This is a genomic window from Notoacmeibacter marinus (assembly GCF_002238045.1).
Classification (GTDB): Bacteria; Pseudomonadota; Alphaproteobacteria; order Rhizobiales; family Rhizobiaceae; genus Notoacmeibacter; species Notoacmeibacter marinus.
Map to the genome: position 1 here is coordinate 435,231 of NZ_NBYO01000002.1, position 22,756 is coordinate 457,986.

Sequence of the window (22,756 nt, forward strand, 5' to 3'; positions counted from 1 at the left end):
TGGGCTATACGGTTTACTGCGCAGGCTGGCTTTCACCATCCTTTTCCATGGCGGCATCGTCCTTCATGGAAGCGTCGTCCATCGGCTTGTCGCCCTCGGCTTCCATCGTGGTCGCCGACTGATCGGAGGACCAGCGCTGGATCAGATCGTCATAGGCGATGGTCTGCGGCTCCGGATCCTCATTTTCGAGCTTGGCTTTCGGCGCGCCGTCCTGGCTGAGCCACTCGCTCGGATCTTTCGCCTCGTTCATCTTCGGACCGAGATCGCCCTGCACGCCGGCGCGCTCGAGACGCTCAAGCACCCGCTCCTGCTGTTCGCAGAGGCTGTCGAGCGCTTCCTGCGCGCTCTTCGCGCCGCTCATCGCATCGCCGATATTCTGCCACCAGAGCTGCGCCAGCTTCGGATAGTCCGGCACGTTGGTTCCGGTCGGGCTCCAGCGAACGCGGTCGGGCGAACGGTAGAACTCGACGAGGCCGCCCAGCTTCGGCGCGCGTTCGGTGAACTGCTCCGACTGGATGGTGCTCTCGCGGATGAAGGTGAGACCGACCATCGACTTCTTCAGATCGACCGTCTTCGACGTAACGAACTGCGCGTAGAGCCATGCCGCCTTGGCGCGATCCACCGGGGTCGATTCCATGAGAGTCCACGAACCGGCATCCTGATAGCCGACCTTCATGCCGTCCTGCCAGTATGCGCCATGCGGAGACGGGGCCATGCGCCATTTCGGCGTACCGTCCTCGTTCAGCACGGCTGCCGCACCGTCACCGACCATGTCGGCGGTGAACGCGGTGTACCAGAACATCTGCTGGGCAATGTTGCCCTGCGCCGGGATCGGGCCGGCCTCGGAGAAAGTCATACCCGCAGCGGAAGGCGGCGAATACTGCTGCAGCCACTCGACAGCCTTGTTAACCGCATAGACGGCCGCCGGCGAGTTGGTCGCGCCGCCACGTGCGGTGCACGAGCCGACAGGCTGGCTATTTTCGTTGACGCGGATACCCCATTCGTCGACAGGCAGGCCGTTCGGCTCACCCTTGTCACCCATGCCGGCCATCGACATCCACGCATCGGTGTAGCGCCAACCAAGTGACGGATCCTTCTTGCCGTAATCCATATTGCCATAGACGCCGGAAGACGGTTCGCCCTCGATATAGCTCATGTCGCGGCCGGTGAAGAACTCGGCGATGTCCTCGTAAGCGCTCCAGTTGACCGGCACGCCCAGCTCGTAGCCGTATTTCTCCTGGAAGTCCGCCTTGGTCTTTTCGTCGTTGAACCAGTCGTAGCGGAACCAGTAGAGGTTCGCGAACTGCTGGTCGGGCAACTGATAGAGCTTGTCGTCCGGCCCGGTGACGAATTTCAGGCCGATGAAATCCTCGAGATCGAGCGTCGGGCTGGTGACGTCCTTGCCTTCGCCTGCCATCCAGTCGGTCAGATTGCGGACCTGCTGATATCGCCAGTGCGTGCCGATCAGGTCGGAATCGTTGACGTAACCATCGTAGATGTTTTGGCCGGACTGCATCTGCGTCTGCAGTTTCTCCACGACATCGCCTTCGCCGATCAGGTCGTGCGTGACTTTGATGCCGGTAATCGCGGTAAAGGCCGGAGCCAGAACCTGGCTTTCATACTCATGGGTCGTGATCGTTTCGGAAACGACCTTGATCTCCATGCCTTCCATCGGCGCAGCGGCATCGACGAACCACTGCATCTCAGCTTCCTGCTCCTCACGCGAAAGCGTGGAGACATCGCCGATTTCAGTGTCGAGGAATTGCGTTGCTTCCTCCATGCCGGCAAAAGCCGGACTGGCCATCGCACCAGCCAAAAAGGCTAGCGCCGTGGTCGTCTTGAATGCGTTTTTCATTCTTTCCTCCCAGGTTGAAGTTCACGTCTATCGGGCGCCAAAGTCCATCCGGCGCCGATTGGTTTTGCTCATCTATGCTATGCCCATCGAAAGATGGGAATGGCGACAATGAGGCTGATGAGAAGTCCCCACCATTGACTGAGATCGGTCAGACCCAGCCAGGCGAGATTGAGAAAGGCCGCGGCCAGAAGCACGATGAAGAGGCGGTCGCCGCGCGTCGTTTCCATGCCGAGCACGCCGTGACGCGGCGTTTCGGGAAAGCGGATCGCCAGCACGGTGAAGATCACCAGCAGCGTGGCGATGGCGACGAAGAAGATCGCCGTCGGCATTGTCCAGGCCATCCATTGCATGGTCAGTCTCCTCCTGCCTAGACGCGCCCGAGGGCGAAGCCCTTGGCGATGTAGTTGCGGACGAACCAGATCACGAGTGCGCCCGGCACGATGGTCAGAATACCGGCCGCTGCCAGAACGCCCCAGTCGAGGCCGGACGCGGACACGGTGCGCGTCATCGTCGCAGCGATCGGCTTGGCATCGACCGAGGTGAGCGTGCGGCTCAGCAGCAGTTCGACCCATGAAAACATGAAGCAGAAGAACGCGGCGACACCGATGCCGCTCGCGATCAACGGCATGAAAATCTTCACGAAGAAGCGCGGGAAGGAATAGCCATCGATATAGGCCGTCTCGTCGATCTCACGCGGCACGCCCCGCATGAACCCTTCGAGAATCCAGACCGCGAGCGGCACATTGAACAGGCAGTGCGCCAAGGCCACGGCGATATGCGTGTCGAACAGGCCGACCGACGAATAAAGCTGGAAGAAGGGCAGCGCGAACACCGCCGGCGGCGCCATGCGATTGGTCAGAAGCCAGAAGAACAAATGCTTATCGCCCATGAACTGATAGCGCGAGAAAGCGTAGGCCGCTGGCAGCGCCACCATGATCGAGATTACCGTGTTCATGACGACGTAGATCAGCGAATTGACGTAGCCCATATACCAGGACGGATCGGTCAGGATCGTCAGATAATTCTCAAGCGTCGGCCGCAGGGGAATAAGGCTGAAGGTCGAAAGGATCTCCTGATTGGTCTTCAGGCTCATATTGAGCAGCCAATAGATCGGCAGCAGAAGAAACAGCAGGTAAAGCCCCATCACGAAGGCCGATCCGGTGGGCCGGAAGCGGCTCTTCAATCGTGCATTGGCGGTCGCGCGTTCGGCTGTAACGTCGCCTGGAATCGAGGCTGCGCCAGGCGCGGAAACGGTCGGTTTCATGGTCGTATCGCTCATGCTACGCCATCCCTTTTATCCAGATTGGTCATCACGGTGTAGAACACGTAGGAAATCACCAGGATCACCAGGAAGTACATGATCGAGAAGGCAGCGGCGGGACCGAGGTCGAACTGACCGAGCGCCATCTTCACCAGATCGATCGACAGGAAGGTCGTGGCGTTGCCAGGTCCGCCGCCCGTGACGACGAACGGCTCGGTGTAGATCATGAAACTGTCCATGAAGCGCAGCAGAATCGCAATCATCAGAACACCCGCCATCTTCGGCAGTTCGATGTAGCGGAAGACCGCCCAGCGGCTGGCCTGGTCGATCTTGGCGGCCTGGTAGTAAGCATCCGGAATCGACTGCAGGCCGGCATAGGCCAAGAGCGCCACCAGGCTCGTCCAATGCCAGACATCCATCACGATGACGGTGGTCCAGGCGGCGAAGAAATCCTGCGTGTAATTGTAGTTCACGCCGAGGGCGCGAAGCGTGTAGCCCAGAAGGCCGATATCGACGCGCGCGAAAATCTGCCAGATCGTGCCGACCACGTTCCATGGAATGAGAAGCGGCAGGCTCATCAGGACGAGGCAGACCGAGGCCCAGAAACCGCGCTTTGGCATGTTCAGCGCGACGAAAATGCCAAGCGGCACCTCGATCGCCAGGATGATCGCCGAGAAGACCAGCTGCCGTCCGAGCGCGTTCCACATGCGATCGGACTTCAGCATCTGCTCGAACCATTCGAGCCCGGTCCAGAAGAAGACATTGTTGCCGAACGTATCCTGGACCGAGTAATTCACCACGGTCATCAGCGGAATGACCGCGGAGAACGCCACCAGCACCAGAACCGGCAGCACGAGGAACCAGGCTTTGTGATTGACGGTCTTCTCCATTAGGCCGCCCTCCCCTCGACGCGCCAGTCATTGGCATAGACATTGATCCGGGCCGGATCGAATGCGACCTGCGCATTCTCGGATGGCAGCGGCCCGCCTTCGTCGGCGATGACATTGACCGGTCGCCCCAGTACCTCCGCCCGGACAAGGCGGTGACGACCGACATCTTCGACACGCTTGATGGTCGCTGGCAATCCGCCCTCGTCTGTCAGACGAACGAATTCCGGACGGATACCGATCTCGACCTTGCCTGACAGATCGTCATAGCCGGAGCCAAGCATGACCTCATGGCCGTCTATGACGGCCCGGTCTCCACGCACTTCCGCCGGCAACAGGTTCATGCCCGGCGAACCGATGAAATAGCCGACGAATGTATGCGCCGGCCGTTCGAACAATTCTTCCGGCGTACCGATCTGCACGACGCGGCCGTCATGCATGACGACGACGTGATCGGCGAAGGTCAGCGCTTCGGTCTGGTCATGGGTCACGTAGATCATGGTGTGGCCGAACTGCCCGTGAAGCCGCTTGAGCTGCGTACGCAATTCCCACTTCATATGCGGGTCGATCACCGTCAGCGGCTCATCGAAGAGAAGCGCGTTGACATCGTCGCGCACCATGCCGCGTCCGAGGCTGATCTTCTGCTTGGCGTCGGCGGTCAGCCCACGCGCCTTGCGGTTCAACTCGTCCTCCATCCCGATCATGGCGGCGACGCGCTGGACACGCTCCGTGATGGTTTGCGCTTCGATGCCTCGGTTCTTAAGCGGAAAGGCGAGATTCTCGCGAACGGTCATCGTGTCATAGACCACCGGGAACTGAAAAACCTGCGCGATGTTGCGCTCGGCGGTGGGCATGTCGGTGACGTCTTCGCCACCGAACAGGACGCGGCCATGGGAAGGGCGCAGCAGGCCCGACACGATGTTCAGAAGCGTCGTCTTACCGCAGCCTGAAGGGCCGAGCAGTGCATAGGCCTCGCCGTCTCGCCAGACGTGATCGACCTCTTTCAGCGCGTAATCGGCTTCCTCGGAGGGCGCATCCATATAGGAATGGGCGATATTTTTGAGTGTGATCTGTGCCATCGTCCTCCCCTCAGGCCGCCGCTGCGTAAGTAGCAGGTGCGACCAGCCGGCCATCACCATCAAATATGTAGATATGCGCCAGCGACAGATAGACGTCGAGCGAACGCCCCGGCTCGAACTCGTGTACGCCATGCACCAGACCAACCCATCGCTGACCATGATGATCCAGATGAATGAAGGTTTCCGAGCCGGTCAGTTCCGAAACGCTCAATGTTGTATCGAAGGCGAGCGCCTCCGGACCCGGTCGCTCCAGCGCCAGATGGTTGGGACGGAAACCTGCCGAATAGCGGCCATCGGCAAGCGCGGTGAACTGGCCGGTCGCCTTAACATCGAGCCCGTCGGCGAATACCACATGACCGCCCCGCTTTTCGAAGGGCAGGAAGTTCATGGGTGGATCGGAAAACACACGCGCGGTCGTTGCGTCCACCGGCTGGCGATAGACACCGAGCGTCGGGCCGAACTGCGTGATCCGGCCCTCCCACAGTGTCGCCGTATTACCGCCTAGCAGCAACGCCTCTTCGGGCTCCGTGGTCGCGTAAACAAAGATCGACCCGCTCTCCTCGAAGATTTTCGGAATCTCGATCCGCAGTTCCTCGCGCAGCTTGTAGTCCAGATTGGCCAGCGGCTCGTCCAAGAGCACAAGGCCGGCATTCTTCACTAGCGCCCGCGCCAGAGCACAACGCTGCTGCTGGCCACCGGAGAGCTGTAGCGGCTTGCGGTCGAGCATCGGCGTCAGTTTCATCAACTCGGCAGTTTTGCGCACCTGCCGGTCGATCTCGTCTGCCGGACGACCGGATAACCGCATCGAACTGGCGATATTGTCGTAAACCGTCATGGAGGGGTAATTGATGAACTGCTGGTAGACCATGGCGACGCCGCGATCCTGGACGCGCACATTCGTCACATCCTCGCCATTCCAGCGAATGCGGCCGCTGGACGGCTTGTCGAGACCGGCCATCAGGCGCATCAGGGTGGTCTTGCCGGCGAGCGTCGGGCCGAGCAGGACGTTCATCGTTCCGTTCTGCAGCGTCAGATCCGTCGGGTAGATATGGGTCCGCCCGCTCACGACCTTCGACACATTCTCCAATTGAAGCGTCATTCGTTTCCTCCTACTCGGCCGCTTTCACGGGTCGGGCCGTATTCGACAAACCGCCCTTTTCTACCATAAAAGCGTCGAGCCGCCGGACATCCTCGTCCGACAGGCGCAATCCCAGTTTCGACCGTCGCCAGATCACGTCATCGGCGGTGCGGGCGAATTCCTTGTCCATCAGCCATTCCACTTCGCGCGCGCTCAGCGTCTCACCGAACATTTCACCGAGAGCGTTCTGCGACATGGCGCCATTCAGCATCTCATCGGCGTCGGTTCCGTAGGCTCGCACGAGCCGCGTCGCCCATTCGTCGGTCAGGAACCCATAGCGGGCACGGAGCGACGAAATAAGGTCGCCCACGCCGTCGACCGGAAAATCGCCGCCCGGCAACGGCACGCCCGCCGTCCACGATTTGCCGAAGCGCCCGCCCCGTTCCGTCAGCCTGTCGATCGCCTGTTCGGCAAGCCGCCGATAGGTCGTGATCTTGCCACCGAAGACGTTGAGAACCGGTGCGCCGCCCTCATCGTCCATGACCAGAACATATTCGCGGGTCGCGGCCGTCGCCGACGATGCACCGTCATCATAGAGCGGACGCACGCCGGAATAGCTCCAGACAATATCGTCGGCGGTCACTCTCTGCTTCAAATATTCGTTGGCGAAGGCCAGAAGATAATCGCGTTCCTCGTCCGATATCGTGACGGACTGGTTGGGATCGTCATGCTTGGCGTCTGTCGTGCCGATCAGAGTGTAGTCGTTTTCATACGGGATCAGGAAGATGATCCGGCCGTCCTTCCCCTGCAGGAAATAGGCCTTCTCATGGTCGTACAATTTGCGGGTGACGATGTGGCTACCCTTTACCAGGCGCACATCGGTTCTCATATCGGACCGCGCTGTCCGATCGATCAGTTCGCGAACCCAGGGGCCTGCGGCATTGGCCAGCATCTTGGCGCGGCATGTAAAGCGCTCGTTCGTTTCCACATTCTCAAGCGATGCGAGCCATTCGTCGCCAGTGCGTTCCGCGCCGATCAGCTTGGTGCGCGTCATGATCGTCGCACCGCGCTCGGCGGCATCGCGAGCGTTCAAAGCCACCAGGCGCGAATCCTCGACCCAGCAATCGGAATATTCGAACGCCTTTTCGAATTCATCCTTGAGTGGCTTGCCGACCGGATCCACCGACAGATCGACCGACTTGGTTCCGGGGAGGAATTTCCTGCCGCCCAACGTGTCGTACATGAACAGGCCCGCCCGGATCAGCCACGCCGGACGCCGACCCTTCATCCACGGCAGAAAAGTCGATAGCAACTTCGAGGTGGGCGTATCGTTCTCGAAGCGCATCGTATCGGTGTAGGGCAGAACGAAACGCATCGGCCAGGAGATGTGCGGCATCGCGCGCAACAGAACTTCCCGCTCCGATAGAGCTTCGCGAACCAGCTTGATCTCGAAATATTCCAGATAGCGCAGGCCGCCATGGAAGAGCTTCGTGGAGGCGGACGATGTGCCGGATGCCAGATCGTCCATTTCCACCAGACCGACAGACAGACCGCGGCCCACGGCATCTCGGGCAATACCACAGCCATTCACACCGCCACCGATGACCAGCAGATCGAAAACTTGCACATTATCGTGATGCAGATCGTCTGCCATGCGCCCTCCCGACGTCGTCTGGTTCAATCTCTCAGCCGGCAACTAAACGCAGTCCCATGGAAGCGTCAACTCGAATGTTCGCAAATTTTCGCTTTTTATGTGTTTGCAGCGCGATATTTGTTCGCAGATGCGAGAAGGAACATAAAAGGGAAACGCCTGCCTTGCGCGTTTCCACAAAACGCGATCTATTGCCCAGCGCCAACTGGGGGAGCGCTTCGGTAACGATCGATCATGAGCGAAACGCTAAGGCATCCCGAAATTCTCGAGCTCGCGCGCCAGCAGGGCAAGGTCACGGTAGAGGATCTCGCCGGCCATTTCGGCGTGACGGTCCAGACGATTCGCCGCGACCTTTCCGAACTGGCGGAGACGGGTCGTCTCAAACGCGTGCACGGCGGGGCAGTGCCGGTCTCCGGGGTCGCCAACTTCGGCTATGAAGAACGGCGGAGCCTGAACGAAGATGAGAAGCAGGAAATCGGCCGCACCTGCGCAGCCGCTATCCCTGAGAATTCCTCGGTTTTTCTGAACATTGGCACCAGCACTGAGGCCGTGGCGCGGGAATTGCGGCTTCATCGAAACCTTCTTGTCGTGACGAACAATCTGAACATCGCCAATATTCTCGTCGTCAACGAAAGCTGCGAGATCATTGTGGCAGGCGGCGTTTTGCGGCGGAGCGATGGCGGACTGGTCGGCGGAATGACCAACCGCGTCGTGGAACAGTTCAAGTTCGACTATGCGGTGCTCGGCTGCTCGGCGCTCGACACCGATGGCGACATGCTCGATTTCGATACCCAGGAAGTGGGCGTCAGCCAGACGGCGCTCGCCCGTGCGCGAACGAACATCCTGGTGGCCGATCACTCGAAATTCGAACGCAGCGCGCCAGCCCGTATTGGAAGCCTCGCCGACATCGACGTCTTTTTCACAGATCGACCAGTTGATCCGGACCTTGCAAGACTTTGCGACGATTGGGGCACGCAGATACGTCTGCCCGAATAGGAAGCCCTCCGCCCGGGTGAACCCGTCACGCTGGGACAACTCTCCTCCATGTTGCGGGACCTTGGTAGAGACGACCCGCCAACCTGATCGGAGCATTTGGCTTATATGACAGGATTTTGACACAGCTCAAGGCGGGTGCAGTTCATGGCTGGAAAGATCATTGTCCTTGAATTTTCCACCTGTCGGAGGGGACAGTGCCCATGAATGATACCGTGACAGAATCCAAACCGGTCGATGCGTCTGTTATCACACAGTCGACAAATGGCGCGGGTGCGGCCTCCGCTTCCACCGAAACGAAGCAGCCCAGCACGACGAACCCGGTTCGCCGCGCACGCCGCGCGCCCACACAGGCCGAAATACGCGAAGCCTTCGAGACCGGCGAATACCCCTACAAGACCAAACTGCGGCGTCCAGTCTACGAAGCCCACAAGGCAAAGCTCCAGGCCGAGCTCCTGAAAGTGCAGAAATGGGTGGCGGAGAGCGGCCAGAAGATCGTCATTCTCTTTGAAGGACGTGACGCGGCAGGCAAAGGCGGCACGATCAAGCGCTTCATGGAGCACCTCAATCCGCGCGAAGCCCGCGTGGTGGCACTGAACAAGCCGACCGAAGAAGAGAAGGGTCAGTGGTTCTTCCAGCGCTATATCGATCATCTTCCGACATCTGGAGAAATGGTTTTCTACGATCGCTCCTGGTACAACCGTGCCGGTGTCGAACGGGTGATGGGCTTCTGCGAGCCCAACGATTATCTGGAATTCATGCGGCAGACCCCCGAACTGGAACGTATGCTCGTACGTTCGGGAATACGCCTTTACAAATACTGGTTCTCGGTTACTCGAGACGAACAGCGTCGACGCTTCGAGGCGCGCCAGACCGATCCGCTGAAACAGTGGAAGCTATCGCCCGTCGATCGGGCCAGCCTCGATAAGTGGAACGAATATACCGAAGCCAAGGAGGCGATGTTCTTCTATACCGACACTGCCGACGCCCCCTGGACGGTCATCAAATCGGACAACAAGAAGCGCGCCCGCATCAACTGCATGCTGCATTTCCTCGACAGCCTGGATTATCCGGACAAGGACCGGCATATCGCTCACGCACCCGATCCGCTGATCGTCGGCCAGGCCGGCCACGTGATCCATCGCGCCGATCATATTCTCGGTACGTCACTGCATCCCGACAAGCGGCGAACCGAGACGCGGCAGCATGAGGTCGATACTTCGAAGAGCTGAGACGGCGTTGGTCATTCTGTATCGATTACGCCGGGGCGCCGGCTCCACAAGATCGGCGTTATTGAACCGCACCATTTGATCTGACGCATCGCGACAACGCCGGCGAAATGGCGACGGGCGAACCCGGTCAGGCTGCCCGCCGCCAAATCTCGTTCCGAACGAATTCCATAAGCTGGTCCGAATTCATTGGCCTACCAAGGGCATAGCCCTGCAGCGAATCGCAACCGAGATCCCGAAGAATCGCAGCATGCTCCATAGTCTCCACGCCTTCCGCCAGCACCTCGATGCCTAGCGAATGGCCGATTTCGATGATGGAGGCCACAAGCCGGCGCTGGCTGCCGGATTGCAGGATCGGCGAAACCAGTTGCCGCTCGATCTTCAACCGCGAGGGATGAACCCGGATCAGACTGACGATGGAGGCATGACCGGTTCCGAAATCGTCGATCTCGATAGAGATGCCCATGTCGCGCAATCGCTCGATATTGGCGACGATCCGATCGTCCTGGTCATCCAGGAAGGTCGATTCCAACAATTCGAATGAGAGCTTACCCGCTGGTATGGCAAGGTCGGAAAGGCTTTCGATGAGCTGTTCCGATTTCAGCTGGCCCGTCGAGACATTCACCGACATGCGCGGAATGGAAACGCTATTCGCCTGCCATTGCGTTGAATACCATAGCGTCTGCTCAAGGATCATCCGGTCGATCAGAGGCACCACGTTCAGCTCTTCCGCGATACGCAGAAAGGATGCCGGCGCCAGGACGCCCTCTGAAGGGTGCTGCCAACGCGCCAGCGCCTCGACGCCAACAATATCGAGTGTTCTCGCATCGAATTGCGGCTGGAAATACGGCACGAATTCGCGTCGTTCCAGGCTGTTGAGAATGTCGTCGGCGACGCGCTTGTTCCGAATGGCTTCCTCTTTCAGCGCTTCGGAGAAGAAGATATAACGGTTGCGCCCTTCCTTCTTGGCCCGATAGAGCGCGATATCCGCATCGATCAGCAGACGCTCCATGCAATCAGTCGAACGGCAGTGCGCTGCGGCAATGCCGATACTGGCGCCGAACCGGCATTCGTGGTGCCGGTAGGGTACGGGTTCACGCATCTGCTCTATGATGCGTTCTGCCATGGCGGACAGCTGCTTTTCATCCGTCAGATTCATCATGGCGACGACGAATTCATCGCCGCCGATACGCGCGACGATGTCGTTCTCCCCGACATTCGCCTTCAGGATCGAAGCGGCATGCACCAGCATTGCGTCGCCGGCAGCATGGCCGAGCGTGTCGTTGATATGCTTGAAGCGGTCCAGATCCACATGCAGAAACGCTGCGGATATCGGCGTTGCATGGGAGGCCAGCATTCTTTCATCGAGATAACGTCGGTTCGGCAGACCCGTCAGACTGTCGTGCAGCGAGTTGTATTCCATCTGCGCACGGGCATCTTCGAGCTGATCATTCTTGGCCTCTGCACTTTGCTTGGCCGCCAGCAGGCGCTTCTTGAGCTTGATGTCCGCTGTCGCATCCCAGTTGACGCCAAGGATCGACCTTCGGCCATCGGCCTCGGTATGAACGGCGCCCATGGCACGCACCCAGCGTGTGGCGCCGTTCCGAAGCAGAAGCCGAAACTCATCCGAATAGGGGGAGTCGGTTGCAATAGCGATCTCGAACGTTTGTCTGGCGCGCCCACGATCGTCGGGATGAAGAGCAGCGACCCAAACCTCAGGACTATCGGCGGCGGCGTCGGGAGAAAGCCCATAGAGCTCTTTCATGCGGTCGTCCCATTTGAGCCTCATCGTGTTCAGATCGAGCTCCCAAACGCCGATCCGAGATGTATCGAGCGCCAGGTTCAACCGGTGGGACAATTTGTGCAGTTGGGCCTGTTTCCGCTTCAACTCGCCGACATAACCGCGCCGCTGATCGTAGAGACGGCCAGCGAATGCCACCAGAGCGGCAATCGGAATGATGACCGCCATGACGAGAATTCGAAAAAACCAGACATTGCCGATCGCCCGGTCCCACCCGCCTTTGGGTATCGCTGCTATACGCCACTGGCCATTGGGCAGCGAAAGACTGGCGATGACAGGGTCGGATCGAAAGGTCGCCGGATCGCCGAAGAACACCGTTCGGTCGCCGACTTTCGTATCCTGCCCTCGTATCGCCAGATCGAGAGGCAGAGACGGGTCTAGAAGGCCGCTATCGGCATAAAGTTCCTGAGCATCGACCACCGCCGACACCAGTCCCCAGAGACGGTTGGTGCCATCCGGGGCCTTCGTGAAAACCGGGTATCTACCAACGAAGCCCTTGCCGCCCTGAATGAGATCGATCGGTCCCGCGAGGATCATGTCGCGGGACTCCACGGCACGCAGCGCCGCCTCTCTTTGTATCTCGTTCTTTGTATAATCGAGTCCGATGGCCTGCTCGTTGCCCTTCAATGGGTAAACGTAGCGAATGATGAGGTCGGGCGCCGCGCCGATGTGGCGCAGATGGGAATGTTCGCCGATCAGCCTGCTGGCGATCTGGGCGAAACGGGCTTCGTCCAGATCAGGTGTGGTCTCGATGACCGCGACGAGGCCGCGCACCAGCTGGATATTGCTATTGATGTTGCCTTCCAGCCGCATTCGTACCATGCCCAGCTGTTCGCCGACGGCGGCGCGGGCCTGCTGACGGGATATGACATGGTTTTGGTATTCGGCGAAAAGACCGATGCCAACGGTGATGACGATGGCGATGGCAGCTCCGGCCTTGCCGGGCTGAACCAGTTCAGTCCACTTTTGCAATAAGCGTCTGAATATACGCAATACAATCACCTTGCCACGCCGGACGGCGCCGAGCTGGACGTGCGGCTTTCAATGAAAGGAATATTCTCATGCATTCGTGAATTGCAGCTTAACCGGCCAGGATCTGCCGGTCGGAGACGATGGTCGCCGGCTAACAACGCGCTGCATGAAAGCACGGCCGCCGGCGGCCGTCTTGCAGCTCACTCGCTACCGTATGGCAATGTGGCGATCGAAACCCGGACGGACCGGACATTCGAACAGGACAAGAAGGCCGAGGAAGACCTGTTCTGGTGGAACAGCAGCGATGAAGGCTTCTCCCGGGAGGTCATCGAACACACCCATATGAAGGCCGGCGGCGGCATCCGTATCGAAGCGGGCGACGGCGTTGTCGTCGAATACGAAGCGCAAGCCAATCTCGATGCCGCCGTTGCGGAACTTTCGACCCATGAGGGTCTGGAATGGATGGGCGATCTGAAATCCAGCCCGAATGTCGATTGGCGCGCTGTGCGGCCGAAAGTGGAAGATTGGGATTACGAGGATCAGGGGCTGACACAGGCGGGGGCGGCGCTGGTCGCTCTGGTCGTGTCGACCGTGACGTCCGGTGTCGGTGGCAGCATCGCTTCCGGCCTTGGCTTTGCGCAGGGCACCATCGTCTCGGCGGCGATGGAGGCCGGCTTCACCTCGCTGGCCACCCAGACTTCGATTTCCCTGATCAACAATCAGGGCGATATCGGCGCCACGCTGAAAGAGCTGGGCTCTGAAGAGTCCATTCGTACGTTGGTCGGATCCATGCTCACCGCCGGCCTGACGCAGGGCGTCCTGAACAAGGTCAACATTCCGGCGACATCGATCGAACTCGGCGCCAGTCAGAACTTCGCCAACGCGGCCCAGCGCAACCTTCTTCGCGCAGCGATCAAGGTCGGCGTGCAGAGCACGGTCGAAGGCCGTGCGCTCGATGACAGCCTGGTATCGGCCCTGCGTCTGGCGGCCGCCGACACGCTTGGCGCCACGCTCGCCACGGAGATCGGCCGCTCCTACCATACGGGCCAGATCAACAAGGCGACGCAGCTGATCGCCCATGCGGCGCTGGGCTGCGCGACGGGCGCTGTCTCGTCCGGCGCCTGCGCCAGCGGCGCTAGCGGCGCTGTGGTTGGGGAGGTCGCCGCTGAACTCCATGTCCGGAACTGGACGAAGTCGGTGCTTCGGCGCGCCCGGAATGGCGAACTGACGCGCGAGCAGCTCGCCCTCGAGATCGCAGCACTGGACAGTAACGCCATTGATGTGGCGACATTGACGGGCGGTCTGGCGGCGGCCGTTCTTGGCGGGGACGTCAATGCGGGAGCCTCCGCGGGCGGCAATGCGGCGCAGAACAATTTCGTTTGCGGGGGCCTTTGTGTCGCGGGCGTTATCATAGGCGCTGGCGCCATATATTCGACGATCGTCGGCGAAGGCAACCCGCTGGAAGGCCTGGCGCAGATCGGTTCGGGCAGCGATCCCTTGTCGGCAGCGATAAGCTCCGGCGTGAATGCGGGCATCGAGCTTTCTCTGAAGGCCTACCCGGGACAGACATTGGCCGCCCTTGGGGTTCTGGAAGCGATCGGAGAAACAGCCGATCTGGCTGTCACTTATGCCGTGGCAGACAGGCGATCAGAACCTGCGCCACATCGTGCTACGATTAGGCTTTACGGGGCGGACTTTCAACTGCCGTGAAACAGCCACTTCGACCCCAAAAATACTTGCTATTCAACGTATTATAGAAGATTAACACGTAAAATGGAAGATTGGTGGGCCCGGAGGGACTCGAACCCCCAACCAAGCGGTTATGAGCCGCCGGCTCTAACCAATTGAGCTACAGGCCCGACCCGCCCATCCGCATAGAGATTTCAACCGTGCGCCGCAAGCATCCAATTGTGCCGCATGCCGCCGCAATACCGCCTTTCTGGCAAGCAAAAGATCAGTCACCGATTTTTAACCGATGGATATGCCAATGATGCTTTTGCGCTCCACCTTTCCTTCCCTGCCTCGCATGGCCTTGCCGTTGGTTTTGGCGGCGGGTTTCGCGGTAGCGACTTCCGGCCCCGCGGTGTCGCAAGAGTCCGAAAAGCCCCATATCGCCGTCACGGCCGAAGGCTCGGCCACCGTGGTTCCCGATATGGCTGTGACGCAATTCACCGTGCTGCGGGAAGCACCCGATACGGTGGAAGCGATGGAAGACGCCAACCAAGCCATGGCCGATGTGATTGAAGCCATGAAAGGATTTGGTATCGCCGAGCGGGATCTGCAAACCGCTGGCTTCAACGTCCGGCCGATCTACGACCATCGGCGCCGCGAACCGGTCGACGGTAGCGAACCGGAAGGCCCGCGAATTACGGGTTATGCCGTTTCCAATACGCTGACGGTTCGCATTCGCGACCTCGCCAAGACCGGAGAGGTGCTGACAAAAGCCGTCGAACTTGGTGTCAGCGCCGATGGCAATATCCAGCTTACGACTGCCGAACCGCAGGCGATTATCGACGAGGCGCGTCGCGACGCGGTCGAGCAGGCCATGGCTAAAGCGAAGACTTTGGCGGAGGCCGCTGGCGTGTCCCTCGGCCCGATCATGTCACTCTCCGAAGGGAGCTACTCCCGCCCGCCGGTTCCGATGGCGCGGATGGAGATGGCGATGGCAGATCAGGGATCGGCCGTTCCGATCGAGGCCGGCGAGAACGAATATACGGTCAATGTGACGCTCAAGATCGCGATCGATCAGCCCACCGATTAACGACAAAAAAAGCCCGACGCGACGGTCGGGCTTTTCCTCTCGCAAAGACGTTCGCGTTCACCGGATACGCGGGCAACCCCGAACATTGGCGAAGGTCACGACCGTCCGGTAGCCATCGCGGCGACCGGCCACCTTCACCACGCGGTTGTTCCGGCGGATAACGCGGGCCCGGTTGATACCGTGCCTGCGGGCCGCCTTCCGGACTGCTTTCCTGTTGCGGCAGATGCCGCGATTATAGTGGCGGTTCCGCCGAACGTCGCGGCGATTATAATGGTCGCCGAAACCGAAATAGATGCCGCCCGAACCGGCGTAAACGCGAAGATCACCGGCGTTGGCAGGGGCCGAAACGCCGGCGACGGTACCAAGCGCGATTAGAGCGGAGAGGACGGCGGTGCGAATGGACTTGAACATGGCTGGTCTCCTTGGTCAGGTTCTGCATGGCGACTTTTCCGCCGCCGCTTGTCGATCCTTATGGCCTCGCCTAACTGAACCGGCTCGGAACCCGTCGTTCATTCTCCGTTCAGATGATGCATCCAGAGCGTAAGGCTGTGATCCGTTTCGTCGGCCTGTCCCCTTTCGCGCCACGATAGATGCGCCTTTGGGCCGTTGAGCGGCTGGTAGCCGCGCCTTCGCCAGAAGGATTCCAGCGAACGGGTGTCAGCGGGGCGACGCGGATCCTCCGCTTCGCGATCCACAGCGCAGAAAAAGCAGGTCGCAAAACCCTGCCGAACGGCTTCGTCTTCGCGCATGTCGAAGAAGCGATGACCGATCCCCGCGCCGCGATAGTCGGACAGCAGAACCGATTCGCTGAGATAAAAAATTGCTTGGGGATCAAGGCCAAGTTGACGAACAGGCTCGGCCAGATCGTCCATATGCTGCAGAAGAGGAGTAGCCGTGGCTGCGCCGATCAGCGCCTCGCCATCGAATGCCGCAGCAACGAATGCGCCCTCACCTTCGAGGAATTGTCCGAGATAGCGGGCTTCGTAGTCCTCGTCGCCTTCATAGAGGTAAGGCCAGTCGGCGAAGACCGTGATCCGCAGGGTCGCGAGGCCGTTTAAAAGCGCTTGTGCTTCCGATCCACGATAGGCGGCAAGTCGAATCGCGCCACCCCGTCGTTCACCCATCGCCGACTTGCCGCTGCCAGTCGGCCATATTGTAACAGGTCGTGACGCGGCCGATCGCACCATCGTCGATTTCGAAAAACAGGCCCGCGCCGAGCGAATAGGACTGGTCGCTCGCCTCCGGTTGCCCCGGAGCGGTGGCAATATAGCGGCCGCGAACCGTTACTTCCGCAGCGGCGCGAAGACCGCTCTCGTCGGTCATCACGACAATATCGCCGAGCTTTTCGTCGTAGTAGCGGCTGTTCTCGACCAAAAACCGATGAAAAGCTTCACGCCCGATCTGCCGTTCGCCCTGATTGATATCGTGGACCACCTCTTCGCCGACCAGCGCAGCCATGCCATCCCAGTCGGAAGCGTTGAAACGATCCAGATAATTCTTCACCAGTCGACGTGTCTGCTCAGCGCCCATGACTTGTTTCTCCCTTATGATCGTCGCGTTTGCGAAAAGGTGCGCCGATGGAGCGGCGTTTCAATAGCGATTACGGCTCTTCATCCAATACGAAGGGGAAATAGTCCTCCGGCTTGCCGAGTTCGGTTTCGGAAGCTCTCACCCGCCCGCGAACGCTCTCGCCCCGTTCGTGAATGCGCTCGCGATCGCCGCAGACCAGATGATGCCAAGATGGCAGCGCCTTGCCCTCGGCAACCAGACGATATGCGCAGCTCGACGGCAACCAGGGCAACGCCCGCACCTGTTCTGGCGTAAGATCCACGCAGTCCGGCACCAAGCTAAGGCGATTGTCATAGTCCTTGCAGCGGCAGGCCCTTGCGTCAAAGAGCCGGCAACCGACACTGGTCCAGTAGATGTCGCCGCTATCTTCGTCTTCCAGCTTGGCAAGGCAGCATTTTCCGCACCCGTCGCACAGGCTTTCCCATTCGTCCGGAGTCAGATCTTCGAGGGGTTTGGCGACCCAGAATGGCGTGCTGTCTTGTTTCTTCATATCGACCTGCCTTGTCAGTTGCCATGACGGCCGGGTCAAGTGGCTGGCTGCGTTGGCAATCGTCATGGGAAAACCTTCAAGAGGATGGAACTCCGCCATAATCGAGGCGTTTGCTGTCGTTGAAGGGTTCGCTGGGCGTCAGCCCGTAGCATGTTGGGGAGAGATCCTTGAAGACCAATAGATTGAACTTGGTGGCGAGCACGGCGTTGAGCCTTGTCGTTGCCCAAACAGCCATTGCAAGGCCGTTGAGTGTTTCACCGGATTTTGCTGGAGGAACCGCCGGTGCGCTGATCCTTGCCCAGGCGGATGGCGGTTGCGCCGAAGGACAGGCGCCAATTGGCGAGGGCGGAGCCTGTATCGACGTGGAAGTGCTGCCCGCTCCGACCGAAGAGCCTGCCGCTGAAACACCGGCTCCGATCGAAGAGCCGCCTGTCGTCGAGGAAGCACCGGTCGAAGAGCAGCCTGTCATTGAAGAAGCGCCAATAGTCGAACCTGCGGTGGAAAGTCCGCCCCAGGCAGAAGAGGCGGCGCCGCCGCCCGAACCGACTGCCGACGAGGCGCCAGTTGTAGAGGAACCGGCCACAGCACCTGACGCGCCGGTGGAAGAACCAACCCCGGTCGATGAACAGCCCATCTCCGAGGAGATGCCGCCGGCTGATCAGATCCCGGTACCGGAAGAAGCGCCCGCACAGCAGGACGATGTTGCGGAAGACCCGGCAGTCACCGAAGAGCAGCCGACCGAAGCAGAACCTGTAGCCGAGCAGCCGGCCGTTACCGAAGAGCAGCCAGCCATCGACGAGGAACCGCAGGCGGAAGTCGAGGCGCAGAACGAAACGCCCACTGAGACCGATACCTCCGCGGACGTCCAAACCGACACCCCGGATACGGCGGATGAACCGACAGCCGCCGATCGGCCTGAAGCTGAGCAAACCGACGCGACCGAGCAGCCGGATGCTGAACAGTCCTTGGAAGGCGATCCGTCAGTTGACAGCCAAGCCGAAGAAGGAGCGGACACCGAAGAACCGGCATCGTCGGAAGCGCCAGTTACGGAAACACCCCAGCCTCTGCCGATCCCGATGGATGGCGAAGAGGCCTCGCTCACCGATAGCGGTAAGGAAGCTGGCGTAAGCGCTGAGGAAGAAGCGGCGACCGCTGAGAGCGGTGAGGCATCAGAAGCTGTTACTGCGTCCGACGAGCCGCAAGCGGCGCCTGTTATTGTAACGGGAGAAACTATGCCGGAAAGCGATGCCGCGGCTCAGACAGCGGTCGTTCCGGAAGATCTCGAGCCCATTCGAGCCGAGGAAGGCACCGAAATCACAGGCGTTGCGGCCGCGCGCGCCGTTGTGCGCCGCCCGCAGGAGCGCGAAGGCGCACGTGTCGTCGGCCGATTCGGTGATCGTGAGATTGTCCAGTTGGCGACCGGCGCGCTCGTGGTGGCTGCTGTAGCTGCGCTGGCGGCGAACGCCGGCAGTGCTAATGACGACCGGCCCGACTATGTACCGCGCTATCGCCGCGACGCGGAACGGGTGACTGTCGAAGAGTTGCGTGATGGCCGCTATCGGGAAACCGTTGAGCGGCCAAACGGCGTCGTACTCGTTACCGTCTACAACGAGTTCGGCGAAGTGCTTCGCAGAACGCGCATTTCGCCCGATGGCAATGAACGGACCCTGGTGTACGTGCCACGCGACCGCTGGGACGATCTGCGAGATCCTTACTACGATCCGGGCGACGACTTGCCGCCGCTTATCGTTCGCATCCCGCGGGATGAGTATATCTTCGATGTTGTCGAACCGGTTGATGAGGATCGTTATTACGACTTCCTGGCCCAGCCGCCTGTCGAAAAGGTCGAACGGCTCTATTCGGTGAACGAAGTGCGGCGCAGCGCCCGGATCAGGGACAAGGTCCGCCGTATCGATCTGGGCACCGTCAACTTCGAGTTCGGCAAGGCGTCGATCAACGACTCCGAAATCAGCGAGTTACAGTCGCTGGCCGAAGCGATGGAACGTCTTCTGAAGCGCAACCCTGGCGAAACGTTCCTGATCGAGGGTCACACCGATGCCGTTGGCTCAGACGCCGCCAATCTGGCCTTGTCCGACGCCCGTGCCGAAAGCGTCGCTTCAGCCCTGACCAATGTCTTCGGCATTCCGCCTGAAAATTTGGAAACGCAGGGTTATGGCGAGCGTTATCTGAAATTGCGGACGGAAGCCCCTGCCCGCGAAAACCGGCGTGTTGCGGTTCGCCGCATTACGGCACTCGTATCGCCGGAGAATGTGGCCAGCGCCCAATAATGCAGATGGGTCCGGCGCTCGCCGGGCCTGTCAAAGATAAATACGGCCAGCCGGAACCAACGCATCCGGCTGGCCGTTTTCGTTTGGCTATGATCGGTCACACCGCAAGGAACTTCGAAATGCTGGATAATCAGAACTTCGATCCGGCAACCGAACCGCCCGCCGATATCCCTCACGACCACTTTGTGTCTCACGTGACTGACCGGGGCTCGATCTGGTTTGTCGCCGGCGTTCTTTCCGTCATGCTGGTATTCGGACTTCTCTGGTTTGTTGGTGTCGTCGATCCCGCGCTCGAAGAGCAACGGGTGGCAACATCATTTAATTCGAGTCCAATCGACCGGCAGGTCCCAGCGATATCGTCTGCCGACTAGCTCCTTTCGGATCGCCGCTGGCGATTACATCCGATCGTCCGAGGAAAAATGGCAGACGATCCGTCGCCGATGCGGCCGATCACGATGTTCAAAGAGATAGATCCCCTGCCACGTGCCGAGCAGCATGATCCCGTTTTCGACCGGAATGGACAATGATACAGCTGTCAACGCCGATTTGATGTGCGCCGGCATGTCGTCGGGACCTTCGGAGCGATGACGGATCCACTGCATGGCCGGATCGTCCGAGGGTGGAGCAAGGCGATGAAAGAACGACTTCAGATCAAGTGTAACGTCTGGATCGGCATTCTCTTGAATTAACAACGAACATGATGTGTGGCGTACGAAAACTGTCAGAAGCCCATTGCCGGCCTTGGCTTTATCCAACGCGGCGGCCACTCTCTCTGTCAGTTCGTAGAGCCCCTGCCCCTTCGTTGCGATGTCCAGATGCTGCAACGCCATGATCGGCCGACCTTTCCGCCATCCCAAAGTCTAGCAGCACAAATCCATATCGCTTGATCAAGATCAACACGGTGGATTCCAAGTTTCCGTAAATTTTGTTGTAGCCATGCTGAAGGGTGCGCCCTTCTCTCAAAGGAGCGACAGGATACCGATGCAGGATAAAGCCGCAGCAGCGAAAGAGATTCTACTCCAGCGCAAACGCGAGCTGGAAGTCCGTCTGTCCGAGATCGACGCCTCTTTTAGCCAGCCGGCCCCCGCCGACAGTGAAGAAGCGGCTATCGAGGCCGAAGATGACGAGGTTCAAATCGAACTGGGCGTGACCGGCGAAACGGAACTGAAGGCGATTGACGCCGCATTGCACCGGATCGAGATCGGCATCTATGGCACGTGTCTGCATTGCGGCACGCCGATCGACGAGAAGCGGTTGGAACTCATCCCTTGGACACCGTTCTGTCGCAACTGCGCGCAAACGCTCTAGCCGCCTGTTCGTCCAGCTAGAACAATATCAAACGGACAACCGGTGCGATCGATAAGCCAGCGCTAAGACTCGGTGATCCTGCAAACAGGTCATCAGCAGCAGTTTAATCATCGCTGGCCTCGGAGCGTTCGCCCCGTAACAATGGCAGCGGCTCTTTGAAAGTGAGCGTTCGATAAGGGAACGGAATTTCGATACCGGCGCTATCGAGCGCGCGCTTGACGGCTGAGATCACCTCGTCACGGCTTTTACGTTCGTCCACCGGCTTGGAGCCAGTCCACCACGTCACCTCGAAGTTGATGGCGGAATCGGCAAATTCCTGCGCGAAAATCTGGATTGGCCGCGCCGCATTGCGAACGACGGTCTCGCACCCCTCGACCGCTTTGCGGATCACCGCACGTGCTTCATCGACGTCCTCCCCATAGGCAACACCGGCGATGACGGTAATGCGGCGTAACTCCAGATCGGTCACGATGCGGAGCGGATTGGTGAACAGCATGGCGTTCGGAACGATGATCAACTGGCCGTCCGTGCGCCGGATATGGGTCTCGCGCACGGAAATCCGCTGAACACGTCCCTCGATGCCCTCGCATTCGATAAAGTCGCCCGTTCGCATCTCCTTCCTGAAGAGAATGATGATACCGGCCAGGAAATTTTCGAAAATATCCTTGAAGGCAAACCCGATGGCCACCGTGCCGATACCGAGGCCCGCCAGCATGGATGCGGGCGTCAAGGAGGGGAACATCACGACAGCGGCAACCATGAAGCCCAGCACCCAGATCGCGATGCCGAGCAGCATCACGAACAGTTCCTGCAGGCTGGGGCGAAGGCCCGTCCGTTTCAGGCCGCGTTTCAGCAGCCAGCGCGCACCATGGGCTAAAAGTCCGGTGAAGACGATGACGAGAAGCGCCACGACAATCTGCGGCAACATCGTTATGCCGGCTCGCGCCATGCCAGTCAGTTGCTCATGCAAGATATTCACCGGTTCGATATTGATGGCTTCGATTGCAGTTTCCACGGTCGCCCAATTCCTTCACGCTCGCCGCATCCCATATGGCAGGGTGCATGCGATCTTCAAGAAAGACGATGAGGGGACCGGACGATGCCGACAGACCAACAGGAGCCGACCTGGCCGTTAAAGGGTGGATGCCATTGCGGCAGTGTGCGTTTTGAGGTGCGGCTAAAGGGCGGTTTCGAACAGGCGCGGCGGTGCAACTGTTCCTATTGCGCCATGCGGGGCGCAGTGGCGTTGACTGCAAATATGGACGATTTCGCGATCGTAAAGGGACGCGAGGCGTTGACGCTCTATACGTTCAACACGAGGGCTACGCAGCATTATTTCTGCAGCTGCTGCGGCATCTACACCCATCATCGACGCCGATCGCACCCCGGCGAGTACGGGATCAACGCCGCCTGCCTGGACGGTGTCGGCCCGTTCGATTTCGAAACCTTGCCGGTATATGACGGTCAGCACCACACAAAGGATGGCGGCTCGGACGGCATTGTCGGCATGTTGCGTTTAGACAAGAACTAAGGC

At 59.7% G+C, this 22,756-nt stretch carries 23 protein-coding genes and 1 tRNA gene; 8 read left to right on the plus strand and 16 right to left on the minus strand.

Annotation, left to right across the window (positions count from 1 at the left end; genetic code table 11):
• Positions 1–13: 13 nt before the first annotated feature.
• The 7 genes from B7H23_RS10230 to glpD form a co-directional block, all read right to left on the minus strand.
• Positions 14–1,855 (minus strand): ABC transporter substrate-binding protein, encoded by a 1,842-nt coding sequence (locus B7H23_RS10230; RefSeq protein ID WP_240535055.1) that lies wholly within the window; start codon positions 1,853–1,855, stop codon positions 14–16.
• Between the two features lie 77 nt (positions 1,856–1,932).
• Positions 1,933–2,205 carry a DUF2160 domain-containing protein gene (locus tag B7H23_RS10235; protein WP_094077313.1) on the minus strand — a complete coding sequence of 91 codons (273 nt, stop codon included), beginning with the start codon at positions 2,203–2,205 and terminating at the stop codon, positions 1,933–1,935.
• 17 nt (positions 2,206–2,222) lie between these two features.
• Positions 2,223–3,134, minus strand: coding sequence for a carbohydrate ABC transporter permease (locus B7H23_RS10240; protein WP_094077314.1), 912 nt, complete (start codon positions 3,132–3,134; stop codon positions 2,223–2,225).
• Complete coding sequence (locus tag B7H23_RS10245; protein WP_094077315.1) at positions 3,131–4,006, minus strand: carbohydrate ABC transporter permease; 876 nt, start codon at positions 4,004–4,006, stop codon at positions 3,131–3,133. Before B7H23_RS10245 ends, B7H23_RS10240 begins: the two co-directional genes overlap by 4 nt.
• Positions 4,006–5,082, minus strand: a complete 1,077-nt coding sequence (locus B7H23_RS10250; protein ID WP_094077316.1) for an ABC transporter ATP-binding protein — start codon at positions 5,080–5,082, stop codon at positions 4,006–4,008. The genes B7H23_RS10245 and B7H23_RS10250 overlap by 1 nt, the downstream gene beginning before the upstream one ends.
• 10 nt (positions 5,083–5,092) lie before the next feature.
• Positions 5,093–6,181, minus strand: coding sequence for an ABC transporter ATP-binding protein (locus B7H23_RS10255; RefSeq protein ID WP_094077317.1), 1,089 nt, complete (start codon positions 6,179–6,181; stop codon positions 5,093–5,095).
• A 10-nt stretch (positions 6,182–6,191) separates the two neighbouring features.
• Positions 6,192–7,814: a glycerol-3-phosphate dehydrogenase gene (glpD, locus tag B7H23_RS10260; protein ID WP_094077318.1), complete on the minus strand. Its 1,623-nt coding sequence runs from the start codon at positions 7,812–7,814 to the stop codon at positions 6,192–6,194.
• A gap of 231 nt (positions 7,815–8,045) precedes the next feature.
• On the opposite strand from glpD, the gene B7H23_RS10265 reads away from it, so the two are divergent.
• Together B7H23_RS10265 and ppk2 are read left to right on the plus strand one after the other, a co-directional pair.
• Positions 8,046–8,807: a DeoR/GlpR family DNA-binding transcription regulator gene (locus B7H23_RS10265; protein WP_094077319.1), complete on the plus strand. Its 762-nt coding sequence runs from the start codon at positions 8,046–8,048 to the stop codon at positions 8,805–8,807.
• A 200-nt stretch (positions 8,808–9,007) separates the two neighbouring features.
• On the plus strand, positions 9,008–10,036 hold the full coding sequence (ppk2, locus tag B7H23_RS10270; RefSeq protein WP_094077320.1) for a polyphosphate kinase 2: 1,029 nt from the start codon (positions 9,008–9,010) through the stop codon (positions 10,034–10,036).
• Positions 10,037–10,163: 127 nt separating this feature from the next.
• Here the strand turns inward: ppk2 and B7H23_RS10275 are convergent, their stop codons facing one another.
• Positions 10,164–12,806 carry a bifunctional diguanylate cyclase/phosphodiesterase gene (locus B7H23_RS10275; RefSeq protein WP_240535056.1) on the minus strand — a complete coding sequence of 881 codons (2,643 nt, stop codon included), beginning with the start codon at positions 12,804–12,806 and terminating at the stop codon, positions 10,164–10,166.
• A gap of 222 nt (positions 12,807–13,028) precedes the next feature.
• Here B7H23_RS10275 and B7H23_RS10280 point away from each other — a divergent pair, with 222 nt between their 5' ends.
• Positions 13,029–14,516, plus strand: a complete 1,488-nt coding sequence (locus B7H23_RS10280) for a DUF637 domain-containing protein (RefSeq protein ID WP_158215814.1) — start codon at positions 13,029–13,031, stop codon at positions 14,514–14,516.
• Between the two features lie 72 nt (positions 14,517–14,588).
• Here the strand turns inward: B7H23_RS10280 and B7H23_RS10285 are convergent.
• A tRNA-Ile gene (locus B7H23_RS10285) sits at positions 14,589–14,665 on the minus strand.
• Positions 14,666–14,889: 224 nt separating this feature from the next.
• Between B7H23_RS10285 and B7H23_RS10290 the strand changes: the two genes are divergently transcribed.
• Positions 14,890–15,567: an SIMPL domain-containing protein gene (locus B7H23_RS10290; protein WP_240535057.1), complete on the plus strand. Its 678-nt coding sequence runs from the start codon at positions 14,890–14,892 to the stop codon at positions 15,565–15,567.
• A gap of 57 nt (positions 15,568–15,624) precedes the next feature.
• On the opposite strand, the gene B7H23_RS10295 is transcribed toward B7H23_RS10290, so the two are convergent.
• From B7H23_RS10295 to B7H23_RS16050, 5 genes are all read right to left on the minus strand, one after another.
• On the minus strand, positions 15,625–15,978 hold the full coding sequence (locus tag B7H23_RS10295; RefSeq protein WP_094077322.1) for a hypothetical protein: 354 nt from the start codon (positions 15,976–15,978) through the stop codon (positions 15,625–15,627).
• 98 nt (positions 15,979–16,076) lie between these two features.
• Positions 16,077–16,691: a GNAT family N-acetyltransferase gene (locus B7H23_RS10300; protein ID WP_094077323.1), complete on the minus strand. Its 615-nt coding sequence runs from the start codon at positions 16,689–16,691 to the stop codon at positions 16,077–16,079.
• Positions 16,684–17,097, minus strand: coding sequence for a ketosteroid isomerase-related protein (locus B7H23_RS10305; RefSeq protein ID WP_094077324.1), 414 nt, complete (start codon positions 17,095–17,097; stop codon positions 16,684–16,686). The genes B7H23_RS10300 and B7H23_RS10305 overlap by 8 nt, the downstream gene beginning before the upstream one ends.
• 70 nt (positions 17,098–17,167) lie before the next feature.
• Positions 17,168–17,626, minus strand: coding sequence for a YcgN family cysteine cluster protein (locus B7H23_RS10310; RefSeq protein WP_094077727.1), 459 nt, complete (start codon positions 17,624–17,626; stop codon positions 17,168–17,170).
• 76 nt (positions 17,627–17,702) lie between these two features.
• A complete protein-coding gene (locus tag B7H23_RS16050) occupies positions 17,703–17,861 on the minus strand; it encodes a hypothetical protein (protein ID WP_158215815.1) in 159 nt (52 codons plus the stop codon).
• Positions 17,862–17,871: 10 nt separating this feature from the next.
• On the opposite strand from B7H23_RS16050, the gene B7H23_RS10315 reads away from it, so the two are divergent.
• Positions 17,872–19,914 carry an OmpA family protein gene (locus B7H23_RS10315; protein ID WP_143534758.1) on the plus strand — a complete coding sequence of 681 codons (2,043 nt, stop codon included), beginning with the start codon at positions 17,872–17,874 and terminating at the stop codon, positions 19,912–19,914.
• The gene (locus B7H23_RS10320) at positions 19,914–20,285 is read left to right on the plus strand and encodes a hypothetical protein (RefSeq protein ID WP_094077326.1); all 372 of its coding nucleotides are present in this window, start codon (positions 19,914–19,916) and stop codon (positions 20,283–20,285) included. Before B7H23_RS10315 ends, B7H23_RS10320 begins: the two co-directional genes overlap by 1 nt.
• 24 nt (positions 20,286–20,309) lie before the next feature.
• Here B7H23_RS10320 and B7H23_RS10325 read toward each other — a convergent pair whose 3' ends face one another.
• Complete coding sequence (locus B7H23_RS10325) at positions 20,310–20,744, minus strand: secondary thiamine-phosphate synthase enzyme YjbQ (RefSeq protein WP_094077327.1); 435 nt, start codon at positions 20,742–20,744, stop codon at positions 20,310–20,312.
• A 151-nt stretch (positions 20,745–20,895) separates the two neighbouring features.
• On the opposite strand from B7H23_RS10325, the gene B7H23_RS10330 reads away from it, so the two are divergent.
• Complete coding sequence (locus tag B7H23_RS10330) at positions 20,896–21,222, plus strand: TraR/DksA family transcriptional regulator (protein ID WP_094077328.1); 327 nt, start codon at positions 20,896–20,898, stop codon at positions 21,220–21,222.
• Between the two features lie 103 nt (positions 21,223–21,325).
• Here B7H23_RS10330 and B7H23_RS10335 read toward each other — a convergent pair whose 3' ends face one another.
• Positions 21,326–22,237, minus strand: a complete 912-nt coding sequence (locus B7H23_RS10335; protein WP_205320128.1) for a mechanosensitive ion channel family protein — start codon at positions 22,235–22,237, stop codon at positions 21,326–21,328.
• Between the two features lie 84 nt (positions 22,238–22,321).
• Here B7H23_RS10335 and B7H23_RS10340 point away from each other — a divergent pair, with 84 nt between their 5' ends.
• Positions 22,322–22,753: a GFA family protein gene (locus tag B7H23_RS10340; protein ID WP_094077329.1), complete on the plus strand. Its 432-nt coding sequence runs from the start codon at positions 22,322–22,324 to the stop codon at positions 22,751–22,753.
• The last annotated feature ends 3 nt before the right edge of the window (positions 22,754–22,756 follow it).

Bases quoted from the DNA above. Each gene is read 5' to 3' on its own strand.
- B7H23_RS10295 (WP_094077322.1), bottom strand. From the start codon at position 15,978: ATGTTCAAGTCCATTCGCACCGCCGTCCTCTCCGCTCTAATCGCGCTT.
- B7H23_RS10310 (WP_094077727.1), bottom strand. From the start codon at position 17,626: ATGAAGAAACAAGACAGCACGCCATTCTGGGTCGCCAAACCCCTCGAA.
- B7H23_RS10245 (WP_094077315.1), bottom strand. From the start codon at position 4,006: ATGGAGAAGACCGTCAATCACAAAGCCTGGTTCCTCGTGCTGCCGGTT.
- B7H23_RS10340 (WP_094077329.1), top strand. From the start codon at position 22,322: ATGCCGACAGACCAACAGGAGCCGACCTGGCCGTTAAAGGGTGGATGC.
- B7H23_RS10240 (WP_094077314.1), bottom strand. From the start codon at position 3,134: ATGAGCGATACGACCATGAAACCGACCGTTTCCGCGCCTGGCGCAGCC.
- B7H23_RS10255 (WP_094077317.1), bottom strand. From the start codon at position 6,181: ATGACGCTTCAATTGGAGAATGTGTCGAAGGTCGTGAGCGGGCGGACC.
- B7H23_RS10265 (WP_094077319.1), top strand. From the start codon at position 8,046: ATGAGCGAAACGCTAAGGCATCCCGAAATTCTCGAGCTCGCGCGCCAG.
- glpD (WP_094077318.1), bottom strand. From the start codon at position 7,814: ATGGCAGACGATCTGCATCACGATAATGTGCAAGTTTTCGATCTGCTG.
- ppk2 (WP_094077320.1), top strand. From the start codon at position 9,008: ATGAATGATACCGTGACAGAATCCAAACCGGTCGATGCGTCTGTTATC.
- B7H23_RS10230 (WP_240535055.1), bottom strand. From the start codon at position 1,855: ATGAAAAACGCATTCAAGACGACCACGGCGCTAGCCTTTTTGGCTGGT.
- B7H23_RS10320 (WP_094077326.1), top strand. From the start codon at position 19,914: ATGCAGATGGGTCCGGCGCTCGCCGGGCCTGTCAAAGATAAATACGGC.
- B7H23_RS10250 (WP_094077316.1), bottom strand. From the start codon at position 5,082: ATGGCACAGATCACACTCAAAAATATCGCCCATTCCTATATGGATGCG.
- B7H23_RS10300 (WP_094077323.1), bottom strand. From the start codon at position 16,691: ATGGGTGAACGACGGGGTGGCGCGATTCGACTTGCCGCCTATCGTGGA.
- B7H23_RS16050 (WP_158215815.1), bottom strand. From the start codon at position 17,861: ATGGCTGTTTGGGCAACGACAAGGCTCAACGCCGTGCTCGCCACCAAG.
- B7H23_RS10235 (WP_094077313.1), bottom strand. From the start codon at position 2,205: ATGCAATGGATGGCCTGGACAATGCCGACGGCGATCTTCTTCGTCGCC.
- B7H23_RS10330 (WP_094077328.1), top strand. From the start codon at position 20,896: ATGCAGGATAAAGCCGCAGCAGCGAAAGAGATTCTACTCCAGCGCAAA.
- B7H23_RS10325 (WP_094077327.1), bottom strand. From the start codon at position 20,744: ATGGCGTTGCAGCATCTGGACATCGCAACGAAGGGGCAGGGGCTCTAC.
- B7H23_RS10305 (WP_094077324.1), bottom strand. From the start codon at position 17,097: ATGGGCGCTGAGCAGACACGTCGACTGGTGAAGAATTATCTGGATCGT.